This is a genomic window from Lysinibacillus halotolerans, from assembly GCF_003711845.1.
GTDB lineage: Bacteria > Bacillota > Bacilli > Bacillales_A > Planococcaceae > Ureibacillus > Ureibacillus halotolerans.
In genome coordinates this window covers 32,589-48,154 of record NZ_RHLQ01000026.1, presented here as the reverse complement: position 1 = coordinate 48,154, position 15,566 = coordinate 32,589, and the positions used below count along the sequence as shown (strand labels likewise).

The following is a 15,566-nucleotide window of genomic DNA, read 5'->3' as shown; positions in this document are numbered from 1 at the left end:
AACGAGATTAAAGAACAAATACGGTTGACGGTCAATTAAAAAAGCCCCTTTAGGGGCAGTTAGTAAGGAGCCCTTATAGGGCGTTACTAAAACCGCCTGTTTTACAGGCGGATATTTATTTATATGCCATTAAAATTTGTTTTGAAATTCTATAGCTTATTTCAAACTGTAAGCATGAAATAAATTGAACTAAGATAAAATAAGCATATGAAGAAATTAATCGTTTTCCTAACTATTATGATCACATTCAGTTCTTTAATAGTTGTGTTGGCAAACTCACAAGATGAAATTTTGATAATTGCTCATCGTGGGGCTAATGATGTTGCTCCTGAACATTCTGAAACAGCTTATAAAGTGGCTATAGAAAGGCAAGCTGATTATATTGAAATCGATTTAAGGATGACAAAAGATGGCCATTTAATAGCATTACATGATCACTCTGTTGATAGAACGACGAATGGGACGGGAGACGTATCGGAAAAGACATTAGAGGAGATAAAAAAATTAAGCTTAAAAAATGAGGAAAAAATTTTAACTTTGGAAGAAATCTTCTCTAACTTCGGAAATAGTACGAACTATTATATTGAGACGAGACTAGTCAATTACAAGCCGAAGATGGAAGAACCACTCATCCATTTAATAAATCAATATGGGTTACAACAACAAGTGATGATTGGTTCCTTTTCTGAAAAAAGCCTTTTAAAAATAAGAGAGTTAAATCGAAATATTCCCCTTGTGTATACGGTATTAAATGATAATGTAACATATTTGGACGTTAGTCGTATTAAGCAATACGCCATGGCTATCGCACCTAACGCAAATCAAATTAATAAAGAATTTGTTGAACGAATGCATTCGGAAGGATTAAAAGTATATATATGGTTTTTCCATGATAACGAGCAAGATTTAATGATGGATATTTTATTATATAATGTGGATGGTGTCTTTACGGATTTCATAAACGATACGAAAGAAATGATCAAAATAATGGAGAATTATGGAACATAATGATGAAAAACTAAATGAAGTTTTTGGAAAGGGAGTCTCATATACGATTTATGAGACTTTTTTTATTGTTTTTTGGTATACATTGAAGGGGATTTTCATAAGGAAGAATAAGGAATATTTTTGTGGGAAATACTATACAAATAGTGAATTTATTATTCTTCCATATTTATTAAATAAAAAATTTACTTTTGGATGTTTAACTCAGTATTAAATTGGGTAAAAAGAACGGGGGATTCTTAATTTTATTTTGATAAGATAGGGAATTTTTGCTTAGAACTTTTTACACATTAATAACAAATAATTATTTATAAAAATTGAAAATTAATATTTTATAAATATCAATTAAATAAAAATGATAGTTATTGCCCATTTTATTACCAAATGAAGTATGGAATAATTTGTTATAAATATATATTAAGAATATTTTGTAAAATTAAAAAAAGGAAGTCATAAATAGAACTTCCAATTAATAGAATAGATATGAATGAATTGCGTGCTAGAGAGTATTTTTCCAAATGGAAGGGATTGGTGTATGCAAAATGGTGAAAACTGTTAGACCTATCTTTAGGAAATTGTTTAAAACCGTTAATGATCCTGTGCTTATTTTAAATACTTCTTGTCAAATTGAATCAATTAATGACTTTGCAGCGCAACTGTTAAATATAGATCCGGCAAGCAGACAGGAATTACAATTGGACGAGTTATCAAAGGCTCGTTGGAATGATTTTGTGTCGAAAATTCAAAACGAATTAGGTGGCTTTTGTAATTTAAATGTAAAAATAGGCGAAAATCGTTATAAAGAAATTCGCTTGATTGGATATTTTCATAAAGAAAAAAATCTTGTCTTTGCCAGAATTGCTTTAATGACAGAAAAAAGAAGTCTTTTGAATCAAAAAAGTAACCTTGATATTTATTCAATGTTTAATGATATTTCCCATGGTATTATTTTATCTGATAAAAATGGATATATATTAGATGCAAATGATATGGCACTTGAATACTTCCAATGCGGAAAAAATCATCTTATTAATAAGCAGCATGAAATGATTTTTGAGAAATTAGAAGACTATGAATATAGTAAATTACAATACTTCGCTAATCTTCTTAATACTGGACGAGCATCCGTCCATGTTTCAGGAATGAATAAACATGGAGAAGAAATTTTTTTAAAACTTGATAGTAAATTTAATTACAAAATGAATATGATCGTTACGACAATGACAGATGAAACAGAAATCATGTTACTGAAGCAACAAGTGGAACAGCAGGAAACTCTAGACAGTATTGGACAAATGGCTGCTAGTATTGCCCATGAAATTCGTAATCCCCTAACTTCATTAAAAGGATTTCTCGAATTAATTAAAATAAACTCTTCCGGTGATAATTTAAATTATTTAAATGTAATGGATTCCGAATTACAAAGAATGGATGAAATTTTAAATGAAATATTATATTTATCCAAACCGAAACAAGTCCATTACGAAGAAATTTCGGTATTTCAAATTGTCCAAGATGTCGTGGAATTAATGATTCCATTTGCACTGCAAAACAATATAATGCTAAAAATAGATAGCTATAATTATTACCATTTGAATATCAAAGGTAATCATACACGCCTAAAACAGATGCTTATTAACTTAGTAAAAAATGCTATCGAAGTAATGGTAGAAGGCGGTACTATTACTATTAAACTTGAAACGAATAATGATGAAATTGATGTATTAGTTATTGATGAAGGTCCAGGTTTAACCGATAGAGAAATTGATCAATTGTTTACACCATTTTATACAACAAAGCCAACAGGTACTGGTCTCGGTCTACCTTTAGTTAAGAAGGTCATTGAAGAGCATCATGGCTCCATTAATATTGAGAGTTCCGTTGGCGTAGGGACAACCTTTAAAATTTCTTTACCAATTTGCGATAAGAAGGTCATTTGTACAGAAAAAGAAAAACTAATCGATGTTTGGATAAAGAAAGAATCATTAGATCGATTACCGGTTGTTTAAGAAACAATACCCGTTACTTGCTTTGCAAAACTTTCTTTTTATCGCTATAATTCATTTATATCTAGATAAAAAGGATGTTTTGTCATGTCTACTAATGAAATTAAGCAATCGCTTAAATTGTATATAGTTTTATCACGAGCAAATAAAGCCATAAATGAAGTGACGAATCAATTTTTCCAACAGCACGGGTTAAATCCGACTGAATTTGCCGTTCTAGAGCTACTTTATCATAAAGGACGTCAACCCCTTCAACAAATTGGTAATAAAATTTTGTTAGCAAGTGGTTCCATTACGTATGTAATTGATAAATTAGAGAAAAGAGGCTACTTGCAAAGGGTTTCTTGTCCTTCCGATCGTCGTGTCACTTTTGCAGATATAACTGAAGCGGGTTCGGAATTTATGCAACAACTTTTCCCTGAACATGAGCAAAATTTACATGAGTTGTTAAGTGTGCTTACACCTGAGGAAAAGGATACGGCAATTGAACTGTTGAAAAAATTAGGACTATCAATTAAAGATTTGTCATATTAAAAGGAGTTGTCTCATCTTAAGTATGAGACAACTCCTTTTGACTTGTTATATATAATTCATTTCGTTATTTTAAAATAATAAAATTTCCTATCGGGGTTTTAGAAGAAAGGTAAAATCATAAATAATAATAAAATAAATACTTCATGGGAAACAATAATAAGAGGCATACTTTTTTTCCATTCATAAAGAGTTCCCCATACTAGTCCACTTAATAAAGCTACTAAAATACCAGGGGAAAATCCGCTAAAACTAAAGGATAACGCAAATAAAAAACTCGTAATAATTACTGCTATTTTTGGTGAGATCCATTTTTTTATTTGTTGTTGAACATACCCACGCCAAAATAATTCTTCGCCTACGACAATAACAAAAATTAGTAATAAATAATGCCAGATATTATTTGGACCATAAGTTTCTAAAAAGGTATGAACATTTTGTTCGATATTTCCATTCCAAGTCGTTAGCGTAATATAGCCAAGGCGAATAATACCGTATAAAATAGTACTATATCCAATACCAAATAATAAATATTTCCACGTTGGGAGCTCGTCTTTAAATTTCCCATAAATAATAGCGATGGCCATTCCAACTAGAAGAGTAAAGGTATAAAGATACCAAAAAATATTCGATTCTTTAAAAGTGAAAAATAGCATTACATAAATGAAAAGTAAGGAAAGAAGGAGTCCAGCAAATTGTTTTGATATGTTCATTGGGTAATGACCTCCTTTTCCCTATTTTAACAAAAAAAAATTTCCCTATCATCTTTTAATAAATGAAAAGGGAAATTAAATTATTGGACATGTTGATCTAGCATCAATTACCACCTGGATGGTTTAATATTTTGTATCGCTTGTGATTAACAACTGTCTTTTCTTCCATATCGAGGTCATGGAAATTATCCATAATCGTTAAGTCGACTATGACTGAGTTTTCGTTTACTTTCTCAACTACCCCTTGTAATCCTTCTTTGAACTCGACGATATTTCCAACTTCTGCTATTTTCATAAGAGTCATCTCCTTATTACTAATATTAAGAAAGTTTGCATGAAAATCTAAAAAAAGTAAATACATTTTTGAATAATTAATCAATTTTATTTTAATTTTATAAAGGTGGTATGGGTATTTATGGAAAAATATAAACAAATGATTGAGCAATTAAAAACTGGGGAAGTAAATAGTATTGAGATTTCCAAAGAGGAATTTTTACAGTTCCGTGAAGTATTAGTGAAAGATGAAATGTTTAAACATTTTCGAGGGGAAGCATTACAAGGTGGGAATGTCATTTTCACTTTTTTAGAAGTGCCTAGAAGTTAAGGAAGTGTCGAACTTTGTCAACCGATTTCCTCCCTTATTTGATTGTAAAACTTTATAATATAATCATCTTTATTTTTTAGGAGGAGTCTTCTTGGGAAAAGACCTTTTAAAAGAACTGGAAAAAAAGAGACAAATGATGATTAAATCTGGGATTGAGTATGGTCTGCAGAACCCAAAAACGATTCAATTAAGTAAAGAATTAGATCGATTAATGAATCAATATGAAGATGAAGATTTTAAAAGTAATGATGACTATTATTACGTATAATAAAAAAACAAAAATTTTTTTGGAGAAATTTGTTTAAAGAATGAAATAGGTGGAGATATTATAAATGAACACAGCAACATTCTCATTTCCCCCTTTAAGAGCAGAAGATAAGTCTTCTGCTCTCTTTTTTATTTTCCTTCCCTTTGTAAATATTCCCTTAATTCTTTTCCCGATACCTCTACAAAAGTTTGATTATTTGCTAAACTACATTAAAGTGGAAAATATTGTTGCTTTAATTCAGTTGAAAAAGGAGTAATGGATATGACGTTACATAGTAAAAAAATTGCATTTATCGGAACAGGCGTAATGGGAGCGAGTATTGTAAAGCATTTATTAAAGGCGGACTTTGACGTGACGGTATACTCTCGTACGAAATCTAAAACAGCCGAATTAGTGGAACTAGGTGCAAAATGGGCACCGACACCAAAAGAAGCGGCAGATGGAAAAGATATTATTATTACAATGGTTGGTTTCCCTTCTGATGTGGAAGAAGTATATAGCGGTCAAGATGGTATATTTCAAACAGCTAAAAAAGGAGCTGTTGTTGTAGATATGACGACATCTGAGCCAACATTAGCCAAAAATTTATATGCGAAGGCGAAAGAAAAGGGGATTTTCAGTATAGATGCCCCTGTATCTGGCGGCGACGTTGGAGCACAAAATGGAACCCTTTCCATTATGGTAGGCGGCGATAAAGAAATTTTTGATGAGTTATTACCGATTCTACAAATATTTGGTTCGAATATAGTATACCAAGGGGGACCTGGGGCAGGGCAGCATACGAAAATGTGCAACCAATTATTAATTGCTACAAATATGATTGGTGTTTGCGAATCGATTGCCTATGCTTTAAAAGCTGGTTTAGATATCGATAAGGTTCTTCAATCGATTTCTACCGGTGCTGCGGGGTCCTGGTCTTTAAGTAACTTAGGACCACGGATGATTAAAGGCGATTTAGAACCAGGATTTTATGTAAAGCACTTTATTAAAGATATGAAAATTGCTATTGAAGAAGCAGAGCGTATGGATTTAGATTTGCCAGGTGTTAAACTTTCAAAACAGCTGTATAACACTTTACTAGAAAAAGGATATGGTGAGAAGGGAACTCAAGCATTAATCAAATATTATGTGGAAGATTAACAACGTAATGTTAGTTTGGGGATATCAAATTACATTTAGGAGCGAGTGCTTTGGGGAAAACGTATAGTAAGAACAACGCTAAACCAAGAAGTCCGATTGCCTTATATTTATCTTTACCTATTTTGTCTTGGGCTTTTTATGATTTCGCTAACACAATCTTTTCATCGAATATTAATACAATTTTTTTCCCTTTTTACATGGATGAAGTATTGGGGACAGACGAAGTAAGACAACAGGTGGCAAGCACGTTTATATCTTATGCCAATGCAGTAGCTAGCTTTTTCTTAGTAGTGTTTTCACCCCTTTTTGGTGTGTGGATTGATCAAACGGGTTATAAGAAAAGATTTATTGCATGGTTTGCTTCCATTTCCATCTTCTTTACTTTTATGATGGGAATATTGGCGAGTATTGATTTTGGAGTAAGTTCTACTGGTATTCCACTTAGTTTATTTTTTGTCGTAGTCAGTTTCGTTATAGCAAAGTTTTTCTTTAATTCGAGTTTAGTATTTTATGATTCGATGATGGGAGATCTCGGAACGAAAGAAGAGATGCCCCTTATTTCTGGTTTTGGTGTAGCAGTCGGCTATTTAGGTACGATTTTTGGGTTGTTAGTTTATTTGATAGTAAACGATGGCGACTTCCACCGTTCCTTTATCCCCACGGCTATTATGTATCTTCTTTTTTCTTTACCTTTATTTATCTTTATAAAAGATCAACCAATACCAAAGGAGAAAAGAAAAAAAATTAAGTTTATTGAAGGTTATAAAGAAATTTATCAAACCTTTAAAGAAATGAAAAAGTATAAAGCAATTTTCACCTTTATGATTACATACTTTTTCTTAAATGATGCTATTGCGACAACAATTGCGATGATGGCAATATATGCAACGGCAATCGTCGGGTTTACTTCCGGGCAATTTATTATTCTTTATTTAGTAAGTACCGTTTCAACGATTATCGGTTCCTTTGTTTTTGGTTATATAACAAAATCAATTGGGGCAAAACGTGCGATTACAATTGTTGCCGTTATTATGTCCTTGGCACTACTTTTAGCAGTCTTTGCAACGGCACAGTGGATGTTTTGGGTTGCTGGAAGTATGTTTGGGGTTTCCCTTGGTTCTATGTGGGTTACTTCAAGGACGCTTATTATCGAGTTGTCACCCGAAGAGAAACGGGGGCAATTTTTCGGGTTATTTGCCTTTTCAGGAAAGGTTTCCTCAATCATTGGGCCAGCTCTTTATGGAACAGTGACATTACTTCTAAAGGATTATGGAACTTTAGCTAGTAGAGTTGCCCTAGGTTCTTTACTAATCTTAACAATTATTGGTCTCTATATTCATTTGTATGTAAGTCCTAAAAATGAAAATCAAGAGTAGGAGAAAAGGCTTCCCTATGATACAATCTATTTATAAATCTATGTTTTTTACCATTGCGATGAAATAGTTATATCGTAGTAGGGAAAGGGGCAAAACATTTTGGAACAAAAAGGAATTTTATTAGAAAGCGGTACTAATGAACTAGAAATAGTTGAATTTGAAGTGGCAAACAATAAATTTTGTATAAACGTGATAAAAGTAAAAGAAATTATTCAGCCTATACCAGTTACTTTTATTCCACATGCCCATCCACATGTAGAAGGAGTTATACAACTACGGGGCGAAGTGTTGCCTGTTGTAGATATGTTAAAAGTTTTAGGAATTTCCAATGGTTCCTACAGCGCTCAACAAAAATATATTGTTGCAGAATTTAATAAGCAAAAGGTTGTTTTCCATGTCGATAACGTTACGCAAATCCACCGTATTTCTTGGAATGCTATTGAAAAACCTTCAGATATGTATCAAGGCGGTTCGTCGCAAGTCATTGGGGTTATTAAACAAAATGATTCGATGATTCTATTATTAGATTTTGAGAAGATTATGGTCGATATTAACCCAGAATCGGGCATTAATGTGAATTCTGTAAGAAAACTTGGAGAACGTGATCGTTCAGAGAAGAAAATTGTTATTGCAGAAGATTCACCGTTATTAAGAAAACTACTACATGATACAATGCATGAAGCAGGCTATGTGAATTTAGAGTTTTTCGAAAATGGGCAAGATGCATATGATTATTTAGAGACATTAACGCAAACAAATAGTGCGATTGAAGAACATGTTCAATTAGTTATTACAGATATTGAAATGCCTCAAATGGACGGTCACCACTTTACAAAGAAAATCAAATCCCATACAGAGCTTGGCAAATTGCCTGTTATTATCTTTTCAAGTTTAATTACAGATGATCTTCGTCATAAAGGTGAATCGGTTGGAGCTGACGAGCAAATTAGTAAACCGGAAATTGCAGAGCTTATCTTAACAATGGATAAATTGATTTTATAATAAAAGTTCGAATAGGTATCCTTAATCATTAAATTTTATATTTCCTTTCTACGGTCGGATACTTGAAATAGTTTCCGACCGTTAACTTTATATCGCCTCTATTTAACATATGGTAAACTAGTGAAAAATCATGAAATTATCTATTAACCTAACATTTTTATAGGGGATTATTTTATTCTTTAAAAAAATAGGTTAAAGATGTTTAACAGCGTTTAAAGTCTGACTAATTCAACCATTCTGAAAAGAGAGGTAAGTTTGATTAAAGTTGAAAGAGATGTGATACCTATGGAAAGATTAAAAACTGCCATTATAGATATTGGATCCAACACGATACGTCTAGTTGTCTATGAATACAATAATTTAGAAGGATTACGGGAGTTAGGAAATTTTAAAACAGTTGCTAGATTGCGTACATATATTCAACCGAACGGTGATATGTCTGAGCAAGGAATCCAATTATTAGTTGATACATTAACATCGTTTAAAAAAATCATTGATGATTTCAATGTGGTCGATATTAAAGTAACAGCCACTGCAGCAATTCGCCAAGCAAAAAACAATCGAATGATTATTCATCATATAGAAAAAGAGACTGGCCTTTTAATCGAATTGATTACAGAGGAGGAGGAGGCATATTTTGGCTTTTTAGCAGTCGCCCATTCAATGGATACCCCCTCAGCAGTCACAATCGATATTGGCGGTGGTTCCACTGAAATTACATTATTTAAAAATAAGAAATTACAAAAAGCCTTTAGTTTTCCCTTTGGAACCGTATCATTAAAACAAAAGTTTGTTTCCGGAGACATTATAAATGGAGACGAAAGAAAATTATTGCGACAATTTGTCAAGGAGCAGTTTGAACAATTAAACTGGATTCAACAAATTGGATTACCTGTCATTGGAATTGGAGGTAGTGCCCGAAATGTTGCTCAAATTCATCAGCAATTTATTAATTATCCGATATCAGGGGTTCATCAATATGAATTGAAATTTGATGAATTAGCGAGTCTTAGTAGCTATATAGAAAACATGAGTTTTGAACAATTGAAACAACTGGACGGGCTATCCTCAGATCGGGCCGACATTATTGGCATAGCATTAGAAGTTTTCCAAGTTTTATTGTTCGTAGTGAATGCACCTGCCTTTCAAATAAGTAAAAAAGGTTTAAGAGAAGGCATTATGATTAATCGTGTACTTCAAAATGATCCGACAGCCTATGATAAACATCAAGTGTATGAACAAAATGCGAAAAGGCTTATTCATAGGTATGGACGTTCTGAACAAGAGTATCAATTTCTTCAAAGAATGACGGAGCTTTTTTATAAAGAATGTTGCCGATTAAGTTTATTAACTTATCATGATGAACATTTACAATTATTGAAAAAGGCTGCACAAGTTTATGCGATTGGCGATTATATTGAGCAAGATTCATCCAATCAGCACACCTTTTATTTACTAGCTAATCAATCGATAGCAGGCTTAAATCATATAGACCGAGTAAAACTTGCATTAATGGCTTCATATAAAAACAAAGATTATTTTAGAAGATTTGCATCGCCATTTTCCTCTTGGTTATCGAGAGAAGAATTGAAAATATTAAAAGACTATGGAGCAATTTTAAAATTTATTTATTCATTAAATATAACGAAACGGAATATTGTTCAATCAATTGAATTGAAAAAAATGGATGATACGATTCATGTAATGATATTAGCTAATCGTTATCCGATGACGGAAATATATCAATCTGACAAACAAAAAAAACATATTGAACGTGTGTTCAAAAAACCGGTAAAAATTCATTTTTATAAAAAGGGTGAAATGTGATGACGAAAGATTTCCAATTGGAAATTCCCCATGGAAAAGAAATGGAAAAGGCTATTTCTGATGAGCGGATGTTAGAAGAAATTGCAAAACCACATTATTATAATAACCGTGAGTTAAGCTGGTTAGCGTTTAATGAACGTGTATTAGAAGAAGCTGAAGATTTACAAAATCCATTGCTTGAACGGTTAAAATTTTTAGCTATTTTTAGCTCAAATTTAGATGAATTTTTTATGGTTCGTGTAGCTGGTTTACAAGATCAAGTTAGGGCTGGTTTCCATAAACCAGAAAATAAATCAGGTCTTACCCCGAAGGAACAATTAACTAAAATTGCTAAAAGGACACAAGCCCTTGTAAAGCGGCAAATGGAAGTACTCCGTCATTTAATTTACGATTTATTACCACAAGAAGGAGTACATATTTCTGATTTCAAATTATTAAATGAAAAACAGAAAGAGTATGTACATGAGTTATTTGAAGAAACGATATTCCCAGTATTAACACCCGTTGCAGTAGACGCTTATAGACCGTTCCCTACTTTACTTGGAAAAACATTAAATTTACTTGTTCTGTTAGAAGAAAATGGTTTAGGGGAAGAAAATGAAAAGGTAGCAATTGTTCAAGTTCCCTCGGTTTTAGACCGCTTTATCGAAGTACCTACCGACAATAATGAGAAAGTATTTGTTTTATTGGAAGACGTCATAACAAGTCATATTAATCAATTGTTTTATGGGTATAATGTAAAATCAACGCAAGCTTTCCGTCTAACGAGAAATGCTGATTTAACAATTCATGAAGAGGGTGCACAAGACTTACTCGTCGAAATTGAAAAAGAGTTGAAAAAAAGAAAATGGGGCGTTGGTAGTCGACTAGAAGTAAGGGACGGCGAGATGAGCGATGAAGTGCTCGACTACTTATTAGAAGAGTTTGAAATTGAAGAGTCCGACGTATTTAAAATTGACGGACCTTTAGATTTAACTTGCTTATTTAGTTTTGTTAAAAAAATATCCAATTATCGAGAACATTTAGAATATGAAAGCTTTATTCCGCAAAGACCAAAAGATTTAAATTCCGATGAAAATATATTTGAAAAAGCTCTAACTCAAGATATTTTCTTCCATCATCCGTATGAATCCTTTGAACCGATAGTCGAGTTTATAACGGATGCGGCAGTCGATCCGACAGTATTAGCAATAAAGCAAACATTATATCGTGTAAGCGGTAATTCCCCTATTATAACGGCTTTAAAACAAGCAGCGGAAAACGGAAAGCAAGTAACTGTTTTAGTAGAGTTAAAAGCTCGTTTTGATGAGGAAAACAATGTTCATTGGGCTAAGGAACTTGAGCAAGCAGGATGTCTTGTTATTTATGGAGTGAATAATTTAAAAACCCATTCTAAAATTACCCTTGTCGTTAGAAGAAGAAATGGGAAAATAGAACGCTTCGTCCACTTAGGAACAGGCAATTATAATGATGCAACAGCGAAAGTATATACAGATATGGGCATTATCACGACGGACAAAGAATTCGGTATAGATGCAACAAACTTTTTTAATTATTTAAGTGGATATACAGAAAAACCAAAATATCATCATTTAGTTGTCGCACCCTTTGATATACGGGATGAGTTTATTCGATTAATCGATGAAGAAATACGTATGCATCAAGAACATGGAAATGGATTTATACGTGCAAAAATGAATTCATTAACAGATAAAGAGTTAATCATGAAAATGTATGAAGCGTCAATTCAAGGGGTTAAAATTGAACTTATTATTCGAGGAATATGTTGTTTACGCCCAGGGATACCAGGTATTAGCGAAAATATAAGTGTAACTAGTATTGTCGGACGATTTTTAGAACATTCTAGAATTTTTTGGTTCTATCATAATGGTGAGAATAAAGTATTCTTATCATCGGCTGATATGATGACACGCAATATGGTGAAACGTGTAGAAATTTTATTTCCGATTTATTCCGAAGAGATTAAACAACGGGTAATGGATATTTTTATAACCCAAATGGCTGATACGGAAAAGGCTCGTATTCAAGACTCCAATGGTGAATATCGATATAAAGAAGTTAGTGAAACGACTACAAAGCTTAACTCCCAAGAACAGTTTTTATTAGAGGCAATGAGTACTGTTGTAGTAGAAGATTAATCTATATTAGAAATCCAACAAATTGTTGGATTTTTTATTTTCAATAAAATGTTTTTCTATATATTCTGATAATTGAATGACATCCCACTATCTTTATAGTAAAATTGGAAGTGAATGGTTATTCATTTTGGGAATGGGGGATGTATGTATGTTAAAAAATGAGACTTATATTATTACAGGTGGTTCCAGTGGGATGGGACTAGCTATGGCAAAACAATTTGTAAAAGAAGGGGCTAATGTTGTCATTACTGGACGGGATTTAGAACGTTTGGAAAATGCAAAAAAAGAAATTTTAGCCTATGGTTCAACCGTTGAAACGTTCCAAATGGATGTTCGAGAAGTAGAACATGTAAAAGGGATGGTTCAATTTACGAATAATCGCTTTGGAAAAATTGACGGTTTAGTAAATAATGCAGCAGGAAATTTTATTGTCGCTGCTGAAAGTTTATCGCCGAATGGTTGGAAAGCAGTGATTGATATTGTACTAAACGGTACGTTTTACTGTTCATCAGAAGTAGGAAAATATTGGATTGAACAAGGGGTTAAAGGAAAAATTTTAAATATGGTTGCTACGTATGCCTGGGGAGCAGGAGCAGGAGTTATTCATTCTGCTGCTGCCAAAGCTGGGGTATTATCGTTAACAAGGTCCCTTGCTGTAGAATGGGGACATAAATATGGAATTCGTGTTAATGCGATAGCACCAGGACCTATTGAGAGAACTGGAGGAGCAGGGAAGCTTTGGGAATCAGAAGAACAAGCGAAACGAACGGTTCAATCTGTTCCATTAAAAAGACTCGGTACGCCAGAAGAAATAGCTGAACTGGCTACATTTATTATGTCGAATAAAGCTTCTTATATGAATGGTGAATGTGTCACTCTAGACGGTGGACAATGGTTAAATCAATATCCTTTTTAAGTTGTAAATAAGACTGCACGTTAAAAAATGAAATAAAGAACTTCCTTTTTCAAAAAGAATAAAACAACACCCCGTCGACTCATACTAAGTACACTTTCAATACTAAACATTAGGAGGTGTAATGTATGGGCATGTGGACTATTCCGATGATAATTACAGTTATACTCATTATCGCTGTATCCTACTTCTTAACGGCAGGCGTAATGAAAAAGGCAAGACAACGTGCATCAGCTACAGATACACCAATTAATAAAATGGTAAAAGAGCATCCAGTAGCAATGAACCCGATTATTATTATGTACCTTATTTTCGGTTTGTTTGCTGGAATTATGATCTTTTATTACTGGTCTATATACGGTTATTAGTATGTGAAGTTTTAGGAATAACATCCTTCTACTCCAAATTACTTGCTGCATATCATGGTCAATTGTGAACAAATTGTGATATTATATAAGTAATGTGGTATCCCTGTTCTGAAAGTTGACTTACAGAAAAAGGAGTAGAAGGTATGATTTCAACAAACACAAGAGCATTATTAGATACACCAATTAGCGACTTTATTATTTCATCAGAGAAAGTTGCACACGTACAAATTGGGAATAGTGCTGAACATGCTTTACTCGTCTTAACGAAAACAGGTTATTCATCTGTACCTGTATTAGATATTAAATATCGTTTACAAGGTTTATTAAGCATGAAAATGATAACAGAATCTATATTAGGATTAGAACGAATCGAATATGAAAAGCTTACAAATATTAAAGTTGATGATGTAATGGATAGAAACGTTACTTTTTTAAAAATTACAGATACATTTCAAAAAGCGCTAGATTTAGTCATTAATCATGCATTTTTATGTGTCGTTGATGAGGAAGGTACCTTTGCAGGCATATTAACTCGTCGTGTCATTTTAAAGCAATTAAAAAAATATATTTATCAAGTAGATTGATAAAGTAAAAGGAAATCAAGTGATATCGACAAAATCCATTCAAATGGATTTTGTCATTTTTTATATTCGCAAATATTGGGGGAGTTTCCATTGACAACAACTGAAGCAGAAATCATTAAAATATTAGCTGAAGAAAAAAATATGAGAAAAGCAGCAGAAAGACTTTTTCTTACTCAACCGGCCCTTTCTCAACGCTTGCAGTCTATCGAGAAAGATTGGGGAGCCCAGTTGTTCATTCGATCACAAAAAGGGTTAACTCCGACACCAGCGGGAGAATTAGTTATCCAATATGCCATTGAATCGATTAATCGGAGGGAAGAAGTATTCGATACGATTCAAGGACTTAATTCGAAAGTCCATGGTACATTGAAAATTGCTTGTGCTTCCATTGTCGGTCAAAATTGGCTTCCAAAAGTATTAAAGGATTTTGTAACCCAATATCCTGATGCGAAAATTTCCCTTATTACAGGTTGGAGCTCAGAAATTGTAAAGGCGCTTTATGAAGGGGAAGCCCATGTCGGTATTGTGCGTGGCCAAGCAGAATGGAAAGGGAAAAGGGTCCATCTGTTTCGAGATATGATGTACTTAGTTGATAAGGAAATTGAAAAAATTGAAGACATTTTAACAACGGACCGTCCATTTATCCAATTCAAAAGTGACTCCAATTACTACCAAGAAATCCAACTTTGGTGGCAAAGACATTTTTCATCCAATCCGAAACGTCAAATTATTGTGGATCAAATTGAAACGTGTAAACAAATGGCCATGAATGGTATTGGATATGCGATTTTACCTTCCATTACGTTAAATGGTGAAGAAAAGGTGAATAAAATTCCATTGACGAATAATGAAAAAGATACAGGATTAACTCGTGATACGTGGTTAATAGGCTATGACTCTTCCTTTAAATTAAGACAGGTAGAAGCATTTGTAGATGTTGTAAAGGAACATGCAAGCTGCCTTTACGATTATACGAAATAATGTATATACCCGTTCCTTTATGAAGGACAATGAATTTTTATACGTGCTATTTGATTGAAAATTTAGTACAATCAATTTATGTTATTGGA

At 33.0% G+C, this 15,566-nt stretch carries 16 protein-coding genes; 14 read left to right on the top strand and 2 right to left on the bottom strand.

Going from position 1 to position 15,566, the window contains the following annotated elements:
• Window positions 1–207: 207 nt before the first annotated feature.
• The 3 genes from EC501_RS11360 (at window position 208) to EC501_RS11345 (ending at window position 3,545) form a co-directional block, all read left to right on the top strand.
• The gene (locus EC501_RS11360) at window positions 208–1,008 is read left to right on the top strand and encodes a glycerophosphodiester phosphodiesterase family protein (RefSeq protein WP_122972416.1); all 801 of its coding nucleotides are present in this window, start codon (window positions 208–210) and stop codon (window positions 1,006–1,008) included.
• 539 nt (window positions 1,009–1,547) lie between these two features.
• Window positions 1,548–3,014 carry an ATP-binding protein gene (locus EC501_RS11350; protein ID WP_158599705.1) on the top strand — a complete coding sequence of 489 codons (1,467 nt, stop codon included), beginning with the start codon at window positions 1,548–1,550 and terminating at the stop codon, window positions 3,012–3,014.
• An 84-nt stretch (window positions 3,015–3,098) separates the two neighbouring features.
• Window positions 3,099–3,545, top strand: a complete 447-nt coding sequence (locus EC501_RS11345; protein ID WP_122972413.1) for a MarR family winged helix-turn-helix transcriptional regulator — start codon at window positions 3,099–3,101, stop codon at window positions 3,543–3,545.
• Window positions 3,546–3,643: 98 nt separating this feature from the next.
• Here EC501_RS11345 and EC501_RS11340 read toward each other — a convergent pair whose 3' ends face one another.
• Together EC501_RS11340 and EC501_RS11335 are read right to left on the bottom strand one after the other, a co-directional pair.
• Window positions 3,644–4,255 (bottom strand): CPBP family intramembrane glutamic endopeptidase, encoded by a 612-nt coding sequence (locus EC501_RS11340; RefSeq protein WP_122972412.1) that lies wholly within the window; start codon window positions 4,253–4,255, stop codon window positions 3,644–3,646.
• A gap of 103 nt (window positions 4,256–4,358) precedes the next feature.
• A complete protein-coding gene (locus EC501_RS11335; RefSeq protein WP_122972411.1) occupies window positions 4,359–4,550 on the bottom strand; it encodes a YkvS family protein in 192 nt (63 codons plus the stop codon).
• Window positions 4,551–4,670: 120 nt separating this feature from the next.
• Between EC501_RS11335 and EC501_RS11330 the strand changes: the two genes are divergently transcribed.
• The 11 genes from EC501_RS11330 to EC501_RS11275 all read left to right on the top strand — a co-directional run bounded on the left by EC501_RS11330 (window position 4,671) and on the right by EC501_RS11275 (window position 15,477).
• Window positions 4,671–4,859, top strand: coding sequence for a hypothetical protein (locus tag EC501_RS11330; protein ID WP_122972410.1), 189 nt, complete (start codon window positions 4,671–4,673; stop codon window positions 4,857–4,859).
• A 91-nt stretch (window positions 4,860–4,950) separates the two neighbouring features.
• Window positions 4,951–5,127: an aspartyl-phosphate phosphatase Spo0E family protein gene (locus tag EC501_RS11325; RefSeq protein WP_122972409.1), complete on the top strand. Its 177-nt coding sequence runs from the start codon at window positions 4,951–4,953 to the stop codon at window positions 5,125–5,127.
• Window positions 5,128–5,382: 255 nt separating this feature from the next.
• Complete coding sequence (locus EC501_RS11315; protein ID WP_277749720.1) at window positions 5,383–6,267, top strand: NAD(P)-dependent oxidoreductase; 885 nt, start codon at window positions 5,383–5,385, stop codon at window positions 6,265–6,267.
• Between the two features lie 50 nt (window positions 6,268–6,317).
• Window positions 6,318–7,643 (top strand): MFS transporter, encoded by a 1,326-nt coding sequence (locus tag EC501_RS11310; protein WP_122972406.1) that lies wholly within the window; start codon window positions 6,318–6,320, stop codon window positions 7,641–7,643.
• Window positions 7,644–7,742: 99 nt separating this feature from the next.
• On the top strand, window positions 7,743–8,645 hold the full coding sequence (locus EC501_RS11305; RefSeq protein WP_174232685.1) for a chemotaxis protein: 903 nt from the start codon (window positions 7,743–7,745) through the stop codon (window positions 8,643–8,645).
• A 285-nt stretch (window positions 8,646–8,930) separates the two neighbouring features.
• Window positions 8,931–10,472 (top strand): Ppx/GppA family phosphatase, encoded by a 1,542-nt coding sequence (locus tag EC501_RS11300; RefSeq protein ID WP_122972417.1) that lies wholly within the window; start codon window positions 8,931–8,933, stop codon window positions 10,470–10,472.
• Between the two features lie 41 nt (window positions 10,473–10,513).
• Window positions 10,514–12,631, top strand: a complete 2,118-nt coding sequence (locus EC501_RS11295) for an RNA degradosome polyphosphate kinase (RefSeq protein WP_174232686.1) — start codon at window positions 10,514–10,516, stop codon at window positions 12,629–12,631.
• A 148-nt stretch (window positions 12,632–12,779) separates the two neighbouring features.
• A complete protein-coding gene (fadH, locus tag EC501_RS11290; RefSeq protein WP_122972403.1) occupies window positions 12,780–13,547 on the top strand; it encodes a 2,4-dienoyl-CoA reductase in 768 nt (255 codons plus the stop codon).
• A gap of 125 nt (window positions 13,548–13,672) precedes the next feature.
• Window positions 13,673–13,912 carry a short-chain dehydrogenase gene (locus EC501_RS11285; protein WP_122972402.1) on the top strand — a complete coding sequence of 80 codons (240 nt, stop codon included), beginning with the start codon at window positions 13,673–13,675 and terminating at the stop codon, window positions 13,910–13,912.
• Window positions 13,913–14,055: 143 nt separating this feature from the next.
• A complete protein-coding gene (cbpB, locus tag EC501_RS11280) occupies window positions 14,056–14,496 on the top strand; it encodes a cyclic-di-AMP-binding protein CbpB (protein WP_122972401.1) in 441 nt (146 codons plus the stop codon).
• 90 nt (window positions 14,497–14,586) lie between these two features.
• Complete coding sequence (locus tag EC501_RS11275) at window positions 14,587–15,477, top strand: LysR family transcriptional regulator (RefSeq protein WP_122972400.1); 891 nt, start codon at window positions 14,587–14,589, stop codon at window positions 15,475–15,477.
• Window positions 15,478–15,566 lie beyond the last annotated feature (89 nt).

Bases quoted from the DNA above. Each gene is read 5' to 3' on its own strand.
- EC501_RS11360 (WP_122972416.1), top strand. From the start codon at position 208: ATGAAGAAATTAATCGTTTTCCTAACTATTATGATCACATTCAGTTCT.
- EC501_RS11350 (WP_158599705.1), top strand. From the start codon at position 1,548: ATGGTGAAAACTGTTAGACCTATCTTTAGGAAATTGTTTAAAACCGTT.
- EC501_RS11345 (WP_122972413.1), top strand. From the start codon at position 3,099: ATGTCTACTAATGAAATTAAGCAATCGCTTAAATTGTATATAGTTTTA.
- EC501_RS11340 (WP_122972412.1), bottom strand. From the start codon at position 4,255: ATGAACATATCAAAACAATTTGCTGGACTCCTTCTTTCCTTACTTTTC.
- EC501_RS11335 (WP_122972411.1), bottom strand. From the start codon at position 4,550: ATGAAAATAGCAGAAGTTGGAAATATCGTCGAGTTCAAAGAAGGATTA.
- EC501_RS11330 (WP_122972410.1), top strand. From the start codon at position 4,671: ATGGAAAAATATAAACAAATGATTGAGCAATTAAAAACTGGGGAAGTA.
- EC501_RS11315 (WP_277749720.1), top strand. From the start codon at position 5,383: ATGGATATGACGTTACATAGTAAAAAAATTGCATTTATCGGAACAGGC.
- EC501_RS11300 (WP_122972417.1), top strand. From the start codon at position 8,931: ATGGAAAGATTAAAAACTGCCATTATAGATATTGGATCCAACACGATA.
- EC501_RS11295 (WP_174232686.1), top strand. From the start codon at position 10,514: ATGGAAAAGGCTATTTCTGATGAGCGGATGTTAGAAGAAATTGCAAAA.
- fadH (WP_122972403.1), top strand. From the start codon at position 12,780: ATGTTAAAAAATGAGACTTATATTATTACAGGTGGTTCCAGTGGGATG.
- EC501_RS11285 (WP_122972402.1), top strand. From the start codon at position 13,673: ATGGGCATGTGGACTATTCCGATGATAATTACAGTTATACTCATTATC.
- cbpB (WP_122972401.1), top strand. From the start codon at position 14,056: ATGATTTCAACAAACACAAGAGCATTATTAGATACACCAATTAGCGAC.